The 15772-nt window shown below is 65.9% G+C and carries 13 protein-coding genes; 7 read left to right on the forward strand and 6 right to left on the reverse strand.

Going from position 1 to position 15772, the window contains the following annotated elements; translation table 11 throughout:
• Window positions 1-10 precede the first annotated feature (10 nt).
• Window positions 11-1201 carry an acyl-CoA dehydrogenase family protein gene (locus tag ABWW33_RS01005; protein WP_353397892.1) on the forward strand — a complete coding sequence of 397 codons (1191 nt, stop codon included), beginning with the start codon at window positions 11-13 and terminating at the stop codon, window positions 1199-1201.
• 9 nt (window positions 1202-1210) lie between these two features.
• Window positions 1211-2350, forward strand: coding sequence for an acyl-CoA dehydrogenase family protein (locus ABWW33_RS01010; protein WP_353397895.1), 1140 nt, complete (start codon window positions 1211-1213; stop codon window positions 2348-2350).
• 24 nt (window positions 2351-2374) lie between these two features.
• Here the strand turns inward: ABWW33_RS01010 and ABWW33_RS01015 are convergent, their stop codons facing one another.
• From ABWW33_RS01015 to ABWW33_RS01040, 6 genes are all read right to left on the reverse strand, one after another.
• On the reverse strand, window positions 2375-3325 hold the full coding sequence (locus ABWW33_RS01015) for a diguanylate cyclase domain-containing protein (RefSeq protein ID WP_353397898.1): 951 nt from the start codon (window positions 3323-3325) through the stop codon (window positions 2375-2377).
• Entirely contained in the window at window positions 3322-7878 is a 4557-nt protein-coding gene (locus tag ABWW33_RS01020) for a PAS domain-containing protein (RefSeq protein ID WP_353397901.1), read from the reverse strand. The genes ABWW33_RS01015 and ABWW33_RS01020 overlap by 4 nt, the downstream gene beginning before the upstream one ends.
• 110 nt (window positions 7879-7988) lie before the next feature.
• Entirely contained in the window at window positions 7989-9056 is a 1068-nt protein-coding gene (locus ABWW33_RS01025) for a phosphotransferase (RefSeq protein WP_176650346.1), read from the reverse strand.
• Window positions 9057-9115: 59 nt separating this feature from the next.
• Window positions 9116-9679 carry a GNAT family N-acetyltransferase gene (locus ABWW33_RS01030; protein WP_353397904.1) on the reverse strand — a complete coding sequence of 188 codons (564 nt, stop codon included), beginning with the start codon at window positions 9677-9679 and terminating at the stop codon, window positions 9116-9118.
• 60 nt (window positions 9680-9739) lie between these two features.
• Window positions 9740-9934, reverse strand: coding sequence for a type II toxin-antitoxin system antitoxin (locus tag ABWW33_RS01035; protein WP_176650347.1), 195 nt, complete (start codon window positions 9932-9934; stop codon window positions 9740-9742).
• A gap of 12 nt (window positions 9935-9946) precedes the next feature.
• Window positions 9947-10843 (reverse strand): SPFH domain-containing protein, encoded by an 897-nt coding sequence (locus ABWW33_RS01040; protein ID WP_176650348.1) that lies wholly within the window; start codon window positions 10841-10843, stop codon window positions 9947-9949.
• Window positions 10844-11101: 258 nt separating this feature from the next.
• Here ABWW33_RS01040 and ABWW33_RS01045 point away from each other — a divergent pair, with 258 nt between their 5' ends.
• The 5 genes from ABWW33_RS01045 to ABWW33_RS01065 are packed head-to-tail and all read left to right on the forward strand — an operon-like array spanning window position 11102 to window position 15768.
• Window positions 11102-12808 (forward strand): GspE/PulE family protein, encoded by a 1707-nt coding sequence (locus tag ABWW33_RS01045; protein ID WP_353397911.1) that lies wholly within the window; start codon window positions 11102-11104, stop codon window positions 12806-12808.
• Between the two features lies 1 nt (window position 12809).
• Window positions 12810-14039: a type II secretion system F family protein gene (locus ABWW33_RS01050; protein ID WP_176650360.1), complete on the forward strand. Its 1230-nt coding sequence runs from the start codon at window positions 12810-12812 to the stop codon at window positions 14037-14039.
• Between the two features lie 21 nt (window positions 14040-14060).
• The gene (locus ABWW33_RS01055; protein WP_353397914.1) at window positions 14061-14579 is read left to right on the forward strand and encodes a type II secretion system protein; all 519 of its coding nucleotides are present in this window, start codon (window positions 14061-14063) and stop codon (window positions 14577-14579) included.
• A gap of 44 nt (window positions 14580-14623) precedes the next feature.
• Entirely contained in the window at window positions 14624-15154 is a 531-nt protein-coding gene (locus tag ABWW33_RS01060; protein WP_353397917.1) for a prepilin-type N-terminal cleavage/methylation domain-containing protein, read from the forward strand.
• 26 nt (window positions 15155-15180) lie between these two features.
• Window positions 15181-15768, forward strand: coding sequence for a pilus assembly FimT family protein (locus tag ABWW33_RS01065; protein ID WP_353397919.1), 588 nt, complete (start codon window positions 15181-15183; stop codon window positions 15766-15768).
• Window positions 15769-15772: the final 4 nt, after the last annotated feature.

Below are 15772 nucleotides of genomic sequence, written 5' to 3' on the forward strand. Positions count from 1 at the left end.
CGGAGACAGCATGGATTTGAATTACACGGCTGCGGATCTGGCGTTTCGCGACACGGTACGCGCCTTCCTCGACGCCAACCTGCCGAGCGACCTGCAGAAGAAAGTCCGCAATCACCTGCGGCTGAGCCGCCAGGATTATGTGCGCTGGCACCAGATCGTCGCCCGGCAGGGCTGGGCCGCGCCGGCCTGGCCGGTCGAACACGGCGGCCCGGGCTGGAGCGCGACGCAGCGCCACATCTGGGAAGAGGAATGCGCCCGCGCCGGCACACCGCCCATCCTGCCCTTCGGCGTCAACATGGTGGCGCCGGTGATCATGGCCTTCGGTAACGAGGCGCAGAAAGCCCACTACCTGCCGCGTATCCTCAGCTGCGAGGACTGGTGGTGCCAGGGCTATTCCGAGCCCGGCTCCGGCTCTGACCTGGCGTCGCTGAAAACCACCGCCGAGCGCGACGGCGACCACTACATCGTCAACGGCCAGAAGACCTGGACCACGCTGGGCCAGCACGCCGACATGATCTTCTGCCTGGTGCGCACCGATAGCACCGTGCGCAAGCAGGAGGGCATTTCCTTCCTGCTGATCGACATGAAAACCCCCGGCATCACCGTGCGTCCCATCATCATGCTCGACGAAGACCACGAGGTGAACGAAGTCTTCTTCGACAACGTCGAGGTGCCGGTGCAGAGCCTGATCGGCCAGGAAAACAAGGGCTGGACCTACGCCAAGTACCTGCTGGGCCACGAGCGCACCGGCATCGCGGCGGTCGGCCGTTCCAAGCGCGAACTGTTGTTCCTGAAGAAGATCGCCTCCGAACACTACAAGCACGGCAAGCCGCTGCTGCAGGACCCGGTGTTCGCGGCCAAGGTGGCCAACCTGGAAATCGAACTGATGGCGCTGGAAACCACGGTGCTGCGCGTGATCACCAAGGAATCGCACGCGCCCGGTCCGGAAGCGTCGCTGCTGAAGGTGCGCGGCTCGGAGATCCAGCAGATGCTGACCGAACTGATGGTCGAGGCGCTGGGCCCGGACGCGCTGCCGTTCGACACCGACTACCTCGAAGGCAAGGCCGACCACGCCGTCACCGGCGACGACGCCGCCGCGCCGCTGGCCGGCTACTACTTCAATTTCCGCAAGACGTCGATCTACGGCGGTTCGAACGAGATTCAGAAAAACATCATCACCCAGATGATCCTGGGACTGTGAGAGGGCGCAATGGATTTTAATTTGAAAGAAGAGCAGCAGCAGTTCGCCGATGCCTTGCGCCGCTGGATAGCCAAGGACTACGGCTTCGACGTGCGCCACCGCATCATCCATTCGCACAGCGGCGTCTCGGACGTGGCCTGGAGCACGCTGGTCGAGCTGGGCATGACGGCCTTGCCGGTGCCGGAGGAGCAGGGCGGCTTCAACGGCAGCGCGGTCGACCTGTGGGTGGTGATGCAGGAACTGGGACGCGGCCTGGTGGTCGAGCCTTACTTCGCCACCGTGTGGGGCGCGCAATTCCTCAAGCTGGCCGGCAACCAGCACCATGTTCTGGAGGAGGTCGCCAGCGGCGAGCTGAAACTGGCGGTGGCGCTGGGCGAGAAGCATTCGCGCCACGAGCTGAGCGACGTCAAGACCATCGCCAGCATCAACGGCGAAGGCTACCGCATCGACGGCACCAAGACCGTGGTGATCCACGGCGGCCAGGCCGGCGCGCTGATCGTCTCGGCCCGCAGCGCCGGCGCCCAGCGCGACACCAACGGCATCAGCCTGTTCCTGGTGCCGGCCGACACGCCGGGCGTGATCGTGCGCGACTACCGCACCATCGACGGCCAGCGCGCGGCCACCGTGCAGTTCAGCCACGTGGCGGTGCCGGCCTCGGCGCTGCTGGGCAAGCTGGGCGGCGGCTGGGAGATCCTCGACGAGGCGGCCGACTACGGCGCCAGCCTGCTGTGCGCGGAGGCGGTCGGCGCGATGGACGCGCTGTTTGCCGCCACGCTGGACTACCTGAAGACGCGCAAGCAGTTCGGCACGCCGATCGGCGGCTTCCAGGCGCTGCAGCACCGCATGGCCGACATGTACATCCACCTGGAACAGGCACGCTCGATGGCGATGCTGGCGGCCGCGCGCATGTCCTGCGGCGACGCCGAGGAGCGCCGGCGCGTGGTGTCGGCGGCCAAGGTGCGCATCGGCCACGCGGCCAAGTTCATCGGCCAGCAGGCGGTGCAGCTGCACGGCGGCATGGGCGTGACCGACGAACTGCCTGCCGCGCACCACTTCAAGCGCCTGACGATGATAGAAATGACCCTGGGCGATGTCGACCATCACCTGGAGCGCTTCACCGCCCAGCGCGGCTTCCAGCAGCACTCGTGACGGCCGCGCGCCGCGCTTGACGGACTAGGCGGCGCCGTCGGCGCCGCTGTCGCCGGAGACGCTCAGGCAGTAGCGGTTGCGGCCACTCTGCTTGGCGCGGTACAGATTGTTGTCGGCCGAGCGTATCAGGCCGCTCGAATCGGTGCTGTCCATCGGCGGCAGCACGGTGGCCAGCCCCATGCTGACGGTCACCTGCGGCGCCGTCAGCGAGGCCGTGTGCGGCATCGCCAGCTTGCGCACCTCGTCGAGGATGCGGCGTGCCACCACCTCGGCCCCTTCCAGCCCTTCCTGCGGCAGCAGCAGGATGAATTCCTCGCCGCCATAGCGCGCCAGCTTGTCCTGCGGCCGCGAGGCGCAGCGCGCCATCGCCGCGCTGACCTGCTGCAGGCAAATGTCGCCGGCCTGGTGGCCGTAATGGTCGTTGTACAGCTTGAAATGGTCGATGTCGATCATGACCACCGACAGCGGCAGGCCGGCGCGCGCGCAGCGGCGCCATTCGGCCTCCATGGCGTCGTTGAAGCTGCGGCGGTTGGCCACGCCGGTCAGGCCGTCGGTCATGCTCAGTTCGCGCATGGCGTCGGCCTGGCGCTTGATGGTCAGCTGGCTGCGCACGCGCGCGCGCACCACCGCGACGTTGAACGGCTTGCTGATGAAATCGACGGCGCCGGCCTCTAGCGCGCGTGTTTCATCCTCCGGCTGGCTCAGCGCGGTGACGAAAATGATGGGGATGTCCTGCAGGCGCGGCGAGGCGCGCATCGCCGCGCAGACCGCATAGCCGTCCATGCCGGGCATGACGGCGTCCAGCAGGATCAGGTCGGGTCGTTGTTCCTGGGCGATGTCGAGCGCCTTCTCGCCGTCCAGGGCGAACAGCACTTCGTGCTCGTCGCGCAGCGCGTGGTGCAGGATCTGGATGTTCTCCATGGCGTCATCGACCACGAGTATCCGTCCATTCCTGGCGAGGTCGGTCCAACTCATGCGCTTTCCTTTCGCTGCAACAGGTCTACCACAATTTGGTGCGCGGCGCGGAAATTCAACGTCTCCACCGCTTCGGCCAGGGCCGCGGCTTGTTCGGCCGCCGCCAGCGCCGGGCGCAGTTGCTGGAAGTGCTCCAGGGCCTTCAGGTTGTTATTTTGAAGCAAACTTTGTAACTCCGCCAGCTTTTGCGGCAAGTCGGATTCTACACTGTTGCTTGTGAGAACATCCAATGACGGGGGCGGCGCCGACAGCTGGCGGGCGCCGCCGGCGACCACGTCCAGGGCCTGCGCCAGCTGCGTCAGGGCCCGGTCCAGTGCCTCGTTCAGCGCCGGCGGCGCGGCGCCGTCCGGGCCGGCTCCGGCTTGCCGCAATGCCGTTTCCGCCTCGGCCGCCAGTCCGGCGACGGTGCCCGCGCCCAGGTTGGCGGCCACGCCGCGCAGCCGGTGCAGCGCCTGCGCGGCCTGCGGCAGCCGGCCGGCCGCCAGCAGCGCGCGCACCTCGCCGACGGTGCCGCCCTGCGATTGCTCGAAGCGCTTGAGCAGCGCGACCAGGGCGTCGTAGTTGCCGCCGAGGCGTGCCAGCGCGGCGGCGCGGTCGATGCCGGGCAGGGCTTCCGCCGGCGCGGCGGTGGCCGGAGCGGCGACGGCGGGCACGGCGCTCCGTGCGGCAAGGGGCGCGGACGGCACCAGCCGGGTCAGCACGCCGAGCAGTTCCTCGACGTCGATCGGCTTGGCGACATGGGCGTCCATGCCGGCCTCGTCGGCGAGGCGGCGGTCCTCCTCCATCACGTTGGCGGTCATCGCGACGATCGGCAGCCGCGCCAGCAGCGGGCCGCCGGCGCGGATCGCCACGGTGGCGTCGTAGCCGTTCAGCACCGGCATCTGCACGTCCATCAGCACCACGTCGCAGCGCTCCGGCGCGGCCAGCAGCGCATCGACCGCCAACTGGCCGTTGGCCACCGTCTCGACCACGGCCCCGGCGTGCAGCAGGATGAACTGCGCCACCTCCTGGTTGATTTCATTGTCTTCCACCAGCAGCACGCGCACGCCGTCGAGCCGGCCATGCAGCGGCGACGGCTCGTCCGGCCCGGCGCCGGCGATGCCCTTGCCGGCCAGCACCGCCTGCACCTGTTCCAGCAACGACGCCGGGCTGGCCGGCTTGGCCAGCACGCCCGCCAGGCCCAGGCGGCCGGCTTCGCGCGCCTGCGCGGCGGCCGCGTGCTCGGCCACCATCAGCAGCACCGGCGGCAGCGGCAGCGCCTGGGTCGCGTGGATGTGCTGCAGCAGCGCCGCGCCGTCCATGCCCGGCATGTCCTGGTCCAGCAGCAGCAGGTCGTAGGGACGCTGCTGGCGCACGCTGTCGTGCAGCAAGGCCAGCGCCGGTTCGGCGCCGGCGGCGCCGGCGGTCCGCCAACCCCAATGGCGGCAGGCGCTGTGCAGCGCCTGGCGCACGCTGGCGCGGTCGTCGACGATCAGCACCGACAGCGCGCGCACGGCCTCCGGCGCGGCGGCCGGCGCCACGCATTCGAGCGGGCAGGTGAACACGAACTCGGAGCCCAGGCCGGGCTCGCTGCGCACGCTGATGGCGCCGCCCATCATGTCGGCCAGCTGGCTGCAGATCGCCAGGCCGAGGCCGGCCCCGCCGAAGCGCCGGCTGCTGCTGCTGTCGGCTTGCGAGAAGGCGTCGAAGATATGCGCCAGCGCCTCGGGGGCGATGCCGATGCCGGTGTCGCGCACGCTGAACTCGATCAGCGCGGCGCGGTCGCCCGGACGCGCCGTCTGCGGCGCCTGGCGCACCTGCAGCACCACCTCGCCCTGTTCGGTGAACTTGATGGCGTTGCCGATCAGGTTGAGCAGCACTTGCTGCAGCCGCATCGGGTCGCCCGCCAGCGTTGTCGGCAGCTGCGGATCGATGTCGTAGACCAGTTCGATGCCCTTGTCCCAGGCGCTGCCGCCGACCAGCACGCTGATGCTGGCGAGGATGTGGTCGAGCCGGAACTCCGCATGCTCCAGCGTCAGCTGGCCGGTCTCGACGCGGGCGAAGTCCAGCACGTCGTTGACCAGCCCCAGCAGCGACTGCGTGGCCAGCTGGATCTTGTCGAGGTTGGCGCGTTCGCGCGGCGCCAGCGGCGCTTCCTCCAGCAGCCGGGTGAGGCCGATGATGGCGTTCATCGGGGTGCGGATTTCATGGCTCATATTGGCCAGGAACGCGCTCTTGGCGCGGCTGGCCGCCTCGGCGCGGTCGCGCGCCAGCACCAGTTCCTCGTTCAGCTCCTGCAGGTGCAGCTCGGTTTCCTTCAGTTCGGTCACGTCGGACACCAGCACGAAGAAGCCCTGCACCTGCGACGCCGCGTCGACATCGGGGATGTAGTTGACCCAGGTGTGGCTGACGTCGCCGGACGGCCAGCGCAGCTGGCCGGCAAAGCCCTGCGGTTCGCCGCGCAGCGCGCCCTGCACATAGGGCGCGACGTCGGCGTACTGGTCCGGGCCCAGCACGTCGGGCATCAGCGCGTCCGCCATGGCGTCGGCGCTGCGCTGGTACCATTCGCGGAAATAGCGGTTGGCGAAGCGGCAGCGCAGGCCGGCGTCCCAGTAGGCCACCATGCCGGGCAGGTTGTCGGTCACGGTGCGGACGAAATGCTCGCTTTGCGCCAGTTGCGCCACCGTCGCCCGCAGCGCCTCCTTGGCCTGCTTGCGCTCGGTGATGTCGACCGCCAGGCCCAGCACGTGGGTGGCGGTGCCGTGCTCGTCGCGCAGCGCCACCTTGAGCGTGGTCAGGTAGCGTGTTTCGCCGCTGGCGTTGGTGACCGGCTCCTCGGGGATGGCGGTGACCGCGCCGGGCGCCGAGGCCAGCACCCGCCGGTCCGCCTCGGCAAACATGGCGGCCTGCTCGGCCGGCACGAAATCGGCATCCTGCATGCCGAGCATGCGCGAGCCGTCCTCCATGCCCAGCAGTTGGGCGCCGAAGCGGTTGAACATCTCGTAGTGGAGGTCGGCGGCGCGCTTGACGAAGACCATCGCCGGTATATTTTCCACCACCGAGCTCAACAGCTGGCGCGACTGCCGCAACTCCGCCTCCACGCGCTTCTGCTCGGTCACGTCCAGCAGCAGGCCGGTGATGGCGATGATACGGCCGTCGGTGCCGAACTGCGGATAGTAGCTGACCACCCAGTGGCACAGCTGATCCGGCGACGCCGCCGGATAGCCGGAACGGGGCTGGCCGGTCAGCGGCCGGCCGGTGTCGAGCACGGTGCGGTAGTCGGCCAGCACGCTGCGTCGCACGTCGGCGTCGTCTATCATGTCGGCCACGTGGCGCCCCAGGTGGGCCACCACCGGCTGGCGGTTCAGCGCGGCCAGGTAGTCGTTGATGCGGATCACGCGCAGCTCGCTGTCGACGTAGCTCAGGCCGACGGGCGCGGTGGCGTACAGCGTTTCAAGCTGGGCGCGGTTTTTTTCCAGCTGCACGGTGCGCTCGGCCACCAGCTGCTCCAGTTCCTCGTGATGGCGGCGCAGGTCGTCCTCAAGCGCGCGGAAGGCGGCGCCGACCGCCTCGGCCTCGCGGAAGGTCAGCGCCGGCAGGCTGAACGGTGCGCCGCTGGCCAGCGCCTGCGCGGGCGCCACCAGGCCGCGCACCGAGCCGGCGATGCGGCCGCCGACCCACCACGCCAGCGAAAAACCGGCCAGCAGCACGCCCGCCATGGTCAGCGAGATCATCGTGACGGCGCTGAGCAACCCCTGCAGCGCCTGGTCTTGCGGCGTGGCGATGGCGACCGTGGCGCGGCTGACCGGCGAGCGGCTGAAGCCGAGATAGATGGGCGTGCCGTCCGGCGCCTGATCCTCCAGCAGCGCCTCGTCGGACTGGCGCAGCCGTGCCCGCAGCTTGGGATCGGCCGCCTGGCCCAGCAGCAGGCGCGGACCGCCGGCCTGGGCCACGATGACGCCGTCGGCGTCGTACAGGGTCATCGTCTGCTGGGCGGTGAGCTGCTCGTCGCGCAGGATGCGCGGCAGCCGGTCCGCCTTGAGCACGGCGGTCAGCGCGTACGCCACGCGGCTGTCGATAAACACTGGCACGTCGACCGCCAGCAGCGCGCTGCCCTCGACGTAGACCACCGACAGCTGCTGGCGCGCGCTGGCGAACAGCGGCGCCAGGCGGCGTTCGTTGGCGGCGGCATTGAGGCTGTCGGGCAGCGTTGCGCCGACCTGCATCACGGCCTGGCCGGCGGTGTCGCTGAGGATGAACTGGGAGGCGGGAAACTGCGGCCCCAGCAGGGCGCCGGCCTGCACCCGGACCGTGGCCAGGTCGGTCCCGCGCAGCGCGGGCGCGGTGGCCAGCGCGCGCGTCGCGCTTTCGCTCTGCAGCAGGTCGCGGTCGATGGCGGCGGCCACCATGCGCGCCGACTTTTGCGTGTCTTCCATCAGCGTGGCGCGCTCGCGCTGGTAGAACTGGCGCACCACGGCGCCGAAGCCGATCACCGTCGGCAGCGCGCAGGCCAGCACCAGCAGGGCGATCTGCGAGCGGATGGATGGCAGGCGGTTGCGGATGGTTACTGGCACACGTAAGACCCCGGACGATATCGGTGCATGGGACTGGCAGCACGATAGTAGCCGAGGGCGGCGGTTTCAGAAAGCGATTTGTCCATGACGGCGCGCCGCCGCCACAAGTCTCAGATCGGCTTGCCGCAGGCGTAGGCCCAGCCCAGTTCGGCCATCGGCCGCGCCATCCTGCCCGATTCCAGCGCCTGGGCGCTGGCGGCGGTGCCGTCGACGTAGCGCTTCATGATGCCTTGCATGATACTTGCCAAGCGGAACATATTGAACGCCAGGTAGAAATTGAAGTCTTCCAGGCGGATGGTCTTGCCGGTGCGCTCGGCGTAGCGGGCGATGTATTGCTGCTGCGTGGGGATGCCCAGCGCCTGCAGGTCCAGCCCGGCGATGCCGCGGAACTGGCCCGGCTCGATATGCCAGCTCATGCAGTGGTAGGAGAAGTCGGCGAACGGGTGGCCCAGGGTCGACAGCTCCCAGTCCAGCACGGCCAGGATGCGCGGCTCGGTCGGATGGAACAGCATATTGTCGAGGCGGAAGTCGCCGTGGACGATGGATACGTCCTCGCCCGGCGGGATGTTGTCTGGCAGCCAGGCGATCAGCTGGTCCATGGCGGCGATGGTCTCGGTCTGCGAGGCCAGGTACTGCTTGCTCCAGCGCTCGATCTGGCGCGCGAAGTAGTTGCCCGGCTTGCCGTAGTCGGCCAGGCCGATGGCCGCGTAGTCGACCGTGTGCAGCTGGGCGATCACGCGGTTCAGTTCATCGTAGATGGCGGCGCGCTCGGCCGGCGTCATGCCGGGCAGGGCCTGGTCCCACAGCACCCGGCCCTCGACGAATTCCATCACGTAGAAGGCGCGGCCGATGATACCCTCGTCGGTGCACAGCGCGTACTGGCGCGCGGCGGGGAAGCCGTTCTTGCTCAGCGCGTCCATCACGCGGTACTCGCGCTCGATGGCGTGCGCCGACGGCAGCAGCTTGGCGGCCGGCGCCGGCTTGGTGCGCAAGACGTAGTGCTGGCCGCCGATGCTGAGCTTGAAGGTCGGATTCGACTGGCCGCCCTTGAACTGCTCGACCGTCAATTCGCCGGCCGGATAGCCTTCCACATGCCGGCGCAGATACGCGTCCAGCGCCGCCACGTCGAACTGGTGGCGCGCCGACACCGCCTTGGTACCGATGAATTCCTCGAACATGCTGTCTCCCGCGTTGTGAGTATGCGCTATTCTAGTCGAATAAAAGTACGTGCGTGCTTTTATTTTTGCAGGTCGAGTTCAAAGGTAGCACAGGGGGTGTTGTAGTGGGTTTCGATACCGCGATAGAGCATGCCGAGGCGGCGCATGACCGCGATCGAGGCCAGGTTGCGCGGGTAGGCGACCGCCATCAGCCGTCGTTCGCCGCCCAGGCGCGCGTGCTCGACGGCGGCCTGCGCCGCTTCCGTGGCGTAGCCGAGGCCCCAGCAACTGCGCCGCAGCCGCCAGCCGATTTCCGGCACGCCCCCGGTACGCGCCTCGAGCGGCTGCAGCGCGGCGGCGCCGACCATGGCGCCGTCGTCGCGGCGCAGCAGCGCCCACCACGACATGCCGTGTTCGGCCCAGCGCTGCTGCACGGTGGCGATCATCAGCTGGCTTTGCGGCAGCGACAGCGGCGCGCCGTCGCCGATGTAGGCCATGACGGCGGGATCGCCGTTGATGGCGTGCAAGCCTTCGAGGTGCTGGTCCGCAAGCGGAACCAGTTGCAGGCGGGAGGTGAGCAGGGTGGTCATGAAGGCGGAGACGGTGCCGTTGGTGGAAAACACCGTCCAGCTTGCGCCGGTCAAGTATCCGGCGCATGTCTCCGCTGTGACGTATTGTGACGAGTTGTATGTTATTGCGCTGCGCTACTCGCCGTCCTCGCCGGCGGTTTTTTCCTTGTCCTCTTTAGTCTTCACGCCGCGCCGGGCGAGCCCCTCTCTCAGCAGGAATTCTATTTCCGCATTCACGCTGCGCAAGTCACGCGCGGCCAGGCGCTGCAGCTCTTCCCACAGCGCGGGGTCTATCCGCAAGGGATAGGCTTTTTTACCGGGACTCGCCATGCTGTTCGGCCGCTAGTTATAGAGGGTGCCCGTGTTGATGATGGGCTGGGTTTCCTTGTCCGAACACAGCACCACCAGCAAGTTGCTGACCATGGCCGCCTTGCGCTCGTCGTCGAGCTCGACGATGCCGCGCTCCGACAGCCCGTTCAGCGCATTCTCCACCATGCTCACGGCGCCGTGCACGATCTTGGCGCGGGCGCTGATGATCGCCTCGGCCTGCTGGCGTCGCAGCATGACCTGGGCAATCTCGGGGGCATAGGCCAGGTGGGTGAGCTTGGCGTCCAGCACCTCGACGCCGGCCGCCTCGAATCGCGCCTGCAGCTCGCACTTGAGGGCGTCGGCGACCACATCCATGCCGCCGCGCAGCGTGGTTTCACCCTCGGGCAGGTCCTCGGCCTCGTCGTACGCGTATTGCGAGGCGAGATGACGCAGCGCGGCTTCGGCCTGGATCGAGACATAGCGCTCGAAATCGTCCACTTCAAAGACGGCTTGGGCGGTGTCGCGCACGCGCCAGACGACGGCCGCGCTGATCTCCACCGGGTTGCCGCGCTTGTCGTTGACCTTGAGCGTGGGCGCGTTGAAATTTCGCGCGCGCAGCGACAGCCGGCGCTTGACGTAGAGGGGGAACGCCCAGCGCAGGCCTTCGCTGCGGTCGGTGCCGATGTATTTGCCGAACAGGGTGAGGATCGCGCTTTCATTCGGCTGCAGCATGAACAGGCCGGTCAGGCAGAATATTCCGGCCAGCACCATCAGCACCCCGCCCAATAAAAAGGAATAACCGTCGGCATTCCCCACCCCGGTTTTAACCAGAAGCGCCGCGACCAGCAGCAAGCCAACCCCGGCACAGGCGGCCAGGTAGCCATTCGTCGATGAGAACGCCATTTCGCGGCGAGTGTGTGCACCATTCATGTTCGATTGCTCCTCAGGTAAGTGACATCAAAGTGATATCACTTTGGGCTCGCCGGTAATGATTGTCAAGCAATTTCGGCAAATAAACAGCTTTCGCGTTGTTACACCTCGGAAGTCGCCTGTCGTTGTACGGCAGGCCGACGATTAGCGCATTCGTGCGCAGAAAGCTACACCCGGGGCGCGATGCCGCTCGCAAGCGTGGCATTCTCCACTAGAATGGCGAACAATTGACGTGTGGCACAGAAACAGGGAGCGGGTATGGCAAGGCCGGAGAAGGTCCGTCTGGGGGAAATCCTGGTGCAGCAAAAGCTGCTGTCGGAGGAACAGCTGGGCTTGGCGCTGGCCGAGCAAAAGCGCAGCGGGCGCAAGCTGGGCCGGGTGTTCATCGAAAACGGCTATGTTACCGAGGAACAGATCGCCGGCGCGCTGGCGCGCCAGCTCAACATTCCTTACCTGAACCTGAAGTTCTTCAACGTCAATCCCGAGGTGGTGCGGCTGCTGCCGGAAACCCAGGCCCGGCGCTTCCGCGCGCTGGTGCTGGAAGACCGGCGCGGCTCGCTGCTGGTCGGCATGTCCGACCCGACCGACCTGTTCGCTTATGACGAGATCACCCGCATCGTCAAGCAGCCGATCGAGCTGGCGGTGGTCAACGAGACCGAGGTGCTGGGCGTCATCGACCGGATTTACCGCCGCACCGACGACATTTCCGACCTGGCGCGCGAGCTGGAACAGGATATCGGCGACGTCTCGGTCGATTTCGGCGCGCTGGCGGCCGGCAATCCGAATCTGGAAGAAGCGCCCATCGTCAAGCTGCTGCAATCGGTGTTCGACGACGCCACCCAGGTGCGCGCCTCGGACATCCACATCGAGCCGCAGGAAGGCCGGCTGCAGATCCGCTTCCGCATCGACGGCGTGCTGCACCTGCAGACCGAGGCCGACATCAAGATCGCCCCGACGCTGGCGCTGCGGCTGAAGCTGATGTCCGACCTCGACATCTCGGAAAAACGGCTGCCGCAGGACGGCCGGTTCGCCGTGCGGGTCAAGAACCAGCGCATCGACGTGCGTATTTCCACCATGCCGACCCAGTTCGGCGAGTCGGTGGTCATGCGTCTGCTGAGCCAGGGTTCCACCCAGCTGCGGCTGGACGCGATCGGCATGCCGCGCGGCATCCTGGACAAGTTCCGCGCCATCGTCCAGCGGCCGAACGGGCTGGTGCTGGTGACCGGGCCGACCGGCAGCGGCAAGACCACCACCTTGTATTGCGCGCTGGCGGAGCTCAATTCGGTGGAAAAGAAACTGATCACCGTCGAGGACCCGGTCGAATACCGGCTGCCCGGCATCAACCAGGTGCAGGTCAACGACAAGATCGAACTGAACTTCGCGCGCGTGCTGCGTTCCGCGCTGCGGCAAGACCCGGACATCGTGCTGGTCGGCGAGATGCGCGACCAGGAAACCGCGCAAATCGGCCTGCGCGCCGCCATGACCGGTCACCTGGTGCTGTCGACCTTGCACACCAACGACGCCCGCAGCACGCCGCTGCGGTTGATGGACATGGGCGTGCCGCGCTACATGGTCGGCAGTTCGCTGCAGGCGGTGCTGGCGCAGCGCCTGGTGCGGGTGATCTGCGAAAGCTGCACCACGCCGTACGAGCTGACGCCGACCGAGCGCGAATGGCTGAGCATGGAGCTCAACGACAAGGTCGACAAGGCGCGCTATTTCCACGGCAAGGGTTGTTCGTATTGCAACGGCATGGGCTATCGCGGCCGGACCGGTGTCTATGAACTGCTGGAAATGACGCGCGCCGTGGTCGACGCCGCCAACGATCCCGATCCGGCCCACTTCCTGAAGGTGGCGGCGGCCGAGATGGCCGGCGAAACGCTGCGCCGGCATGCGGTGCAACTGGTGATCCAGGGCCGCACTACGGTGTCGGAAGCGATGCGCATCAGCAACCAGATCGAGGATTGACGTGCCGTTTTTCGCCTACAAGGGCCGCAACGCGCGCGGCGAGCTGATGCAGGGCGTGCTGGAGGCAGCCGACAGCGGCGCCGTCGCCGACCAGCTGTTCAACACCGGCGTGACGCCGATCGAGATCGTGGTGACCAAGAAGGCTGTGACCGGTAACGACGAGGCATGGTGGGTCAAGCTGTTCGAGAAAAAAGTCACGTCGATGGACGTGCAGCTGTTCAGCCGCCAGTTGTACACCCTGCTCAAGTCCGGCGTGCCCATCATGCGCGGCCTGGCCGGCCTGCAGGAATCGGCGGTCAGCAAGTCGTTCGGCAAGGTCATCAAGGATTTGCGTGAATCGCTCGATTCGGGCCGCGAACTGTCGGCCGCGATGCGCCGCCATCCGGCCGTGTTTTCGCCGTTTTATCTGTCGATGGTGCGGGTGGGGGAGATGACCGGCCAGCTGGAGGAAGTGTTCCTGCGCCTGTTCGACCACCTGGAGTTCGACCGCGACATGCGCCAGCGCGTCAAGTCGGCGACCCGCTATCCGACCTTTGTCGTGTTCGCCATGGTGGCGGCGATGGTGGTGGTGAACATGTTCGTGATTCCGGCGTTTGTCGGCGTGTTTGCCAGTTTTCATGCGGAGCTGCCGCTGATGACGCGCATCCTGATCGGCACCTCCAATTTTACGGTGCGCTACTGGCCGGTGATGGCGGTGGCGGCGGCTGGCGCCTTCTGGGGCTTCCGCGCTTGGGTCGGCACTGCCGCAGGCTTATATAAGTGGGACAAGTTCAAGCTGAGCATCCCGGTCGCCGGCAAGATCGTGCTGAAGGCCACGATGGCGCGCTTCGCGCGCAGCTTCGCGCTGTCCAGCCGCAGCGGCGTGCCCATTGTGCAGGCGCTGACGGTGGTGTCGCAGACGGTGGACAATTCCTACCTGTGCGCCCGCGTCGAGCAGATGCGCGACGGGGTGGAACGGGGCGACAGCATCCTGCGCACGGCCGCCGCCGCCGGCGTGTTCACGCCGGTGGTGCTGCAGATGATCGCGGTGGGCGAGGAGAGCGGCTCGATCGACGACCTGATGGACGAGATCGCGCTGATGTACGAGCGCGAGGTCGACTACGAGCTGAAGACCTTGTCGGCGCAGATCGAACCTATCCTGATCACCTTCCTCGGCATCATGGTGCTGGTGCTGGCGCTGGGCATCTTCCTGCCGATCTGGGACCTGGGCAAGGCCGCCTTGCACCATTAAATCGCCCAAACAAGGACGGCCGTGGTCTTTTTATCTACATTTGTGACTGCGAAACAACGGGGCGCCAGCTTGCTTGAGTTTGGCGTCGCCGTCGCGGTCATTGGTATTTTGATGACAATTTTGCTCCAGCGGATATGGTATTACCAAGATGAAGCGGAGCGAACGTCAGTTCAACTAACGGTGGCCAATGTACGTGCCGCCTTAGAAATTAAGGTGATGCAAGGAAAATTGCCCGGGCGCAGCGTGGATTTAACGATTTTGGCCGAACAAAATCCGTTAAATTTGTTAATTGATAAGCCCGCCAATTATGCCGGCGAATATTTTAACCCGCGAGATGGCGAAATCTCCGAAGGAAATTGGTATTTCGACCGGAGCAACAAGACTCTGGTTTATTTGTTAAATATCAGAAATTCTTTTGGAGGTGCTCAATTGAAACGTTTGAAATTCAAGGTAAAATTGCTTCGCTTGCCCCATAGCCCCGCCAAGCCGTCAGGCACACCAGATACCCTCGGTGTGGCCTTTGAGCAAGTCACGGATTAGCGCAACTCGCGCAGACTTACCTTTTGGACGATTTGGAGAAAGTAATGAACAAGCAAGCAATGTACACAATTCGCAAACAGGCACAGTCGGGTTTCACCCTGATCGAATTGATCGTTGTGATCGTGATTCTCGGCATCTTGGCGGCGACCGCCTTGCCTAGATTTGCCAATCTGGGCGGTGACGCCCGTCTTGCCTCTATGAATGCGGTAAGGGGCGCGCTGACATCCACTGCAGCCACTGCGCATGGCCAGTGGCTGATCAATCCGACCTTGGCGAACGTGCAATTTGAAGGTACACCGATCACCTTCACGACCCCAATCGTTTCCGGTTACCCTCAAGCCAACGCAAACTTCGCAATCGCGGCGGGGATCACCAATGCCGACTACACTGTTTATCCAGCCGGCACTACCGGAACAACCACGGTACCAGCTGCGGCGGCCGGGAGCATTTCCATCGTACCTAACAGTATCGTCAACACCACGAGGGCGGTGTCGTGCTTCGTGAATTACGCCGAGCCTGCGGCGGCCAATGGCACGCCGGTCGTAACCCTTACCGCTACAGCTGCCGGTTGCTGATACGGGGCGAACCCTGATTCTCGCTCATGTCCTTGCGATCCGTACGCTGGCGCCGGATATGTGCCGGTTTCACCATGATCGAATTGATCACGGTGATCATGCTAATGGGGATACTGGGTGCGATCGGTGCATCCCGGTTTTTCGATAATCAATTTTTCGAGAGCCGGGTATACGCTGATCAGGCCAAGATCCTTTTTCGCTATGCCCAGAAGTTGGCCATCGCACAGAATCGCGAGGTTTTCGTGCGATCGGAACCAGCCGGGTTTGCGCTGTGCTTTACCTTGGGTTGCCCGGCAGGAAGCTTGGTACCCGATCCCGGCGGTGGCAATAGCGGCACCAGCGTGACGAGAACCTATTGTGTCTTCAACGGCGTTTATGTCGCGAACTGGGCGTGCGTGGGCAGGCCCGGCAACGTAGCCGCTGCCGCCGTTCCCGCTCGTAACGAGTTCGCTGGCGGCGCATTTTTCTTCTTCGATGCTATGGGGCGTCCACACAACAATGGCGATGCCGTGGGTGCTGCGTCCACCTTCGCCACCGCCATGCCGATCACGTTTACCAGCGGCAGTACCGGCTTCAGCGTCACGATCGAGGCGGAAACCGGTTATGTTCACTAGACGC

This window comes from Duganella hordei (genome assembly GCF_040369125.1).
GTDB lineage: Bacteria > Pseudomonadota > Gammaproteobacteria > Burkholderiales > Burkholderiaceae_D > Rugamonas > Rugamonas hordei.

Coding starts and splice junctions, on each gene's coding strand:
- ABWW33_RS01035 (WP_176650347.1), bottom strand. CDS start 9,934: ATGGCGAGTCCCGGTAAAAAAGCCTATCCCTTGCGGATAGACCCCGCG.
- ABWW33_RS01045 (WP_353397911.1), top strand. CDS start 11,102: ATGGCAAGGCCGGAGAAGGTCCGTCTGGGGGAAATCCTGGTGCAGCAA.
- ABWW33_RS01010 (WP_353397895.1), top strand. CDS start 1,211: ATGGATTTTAATTTGAAAGAAGAGCAGCAGCAGTTCGCCGATGCCTTG.
- ABWW33_RS01005 (WP_353397892.1), top strand. CDS start 11: ATGGATTTGAATTACACGGCTGCGGATCTGGCGTTTCGCGACACGGTA.
- ABWW33_RS01065 (WP_353397919.1), top strand. CDS start 15,181: ATGTCCTTGCGATCCGTACGCTGGCGCCGGATATGTGCCGGTTTCACC.
- ABWW33_RS01060 (WP_353397917.1), top strand. CDS start 14,624: ATGAACAAGCAAGCAATGTACACAATTCGCAAACAGGCACAGTCGGGT.
- ABWW33_RS01025 (WP_176650346.1), bottom strand. CDS start 9,056: ATGTTCGAGGAATTCATCGGTACCAAGGCGGTGTCGGCGCGCCACCAG.
- ABWW33_RS01040 (WP_176650348.1), bottom strand. CDS start 10,843: ATGAATGGTGCACACACTCGCCGCGAAATGGCGTTCTCATCGACGAAT.
- ABWW33_RS01015 (WP_353397898.1), bottom strand. CDS start 3,325: ATGAGTTGGACCGACCTCGCCAGGAATGGACGGATACTCGTGGTCGAT.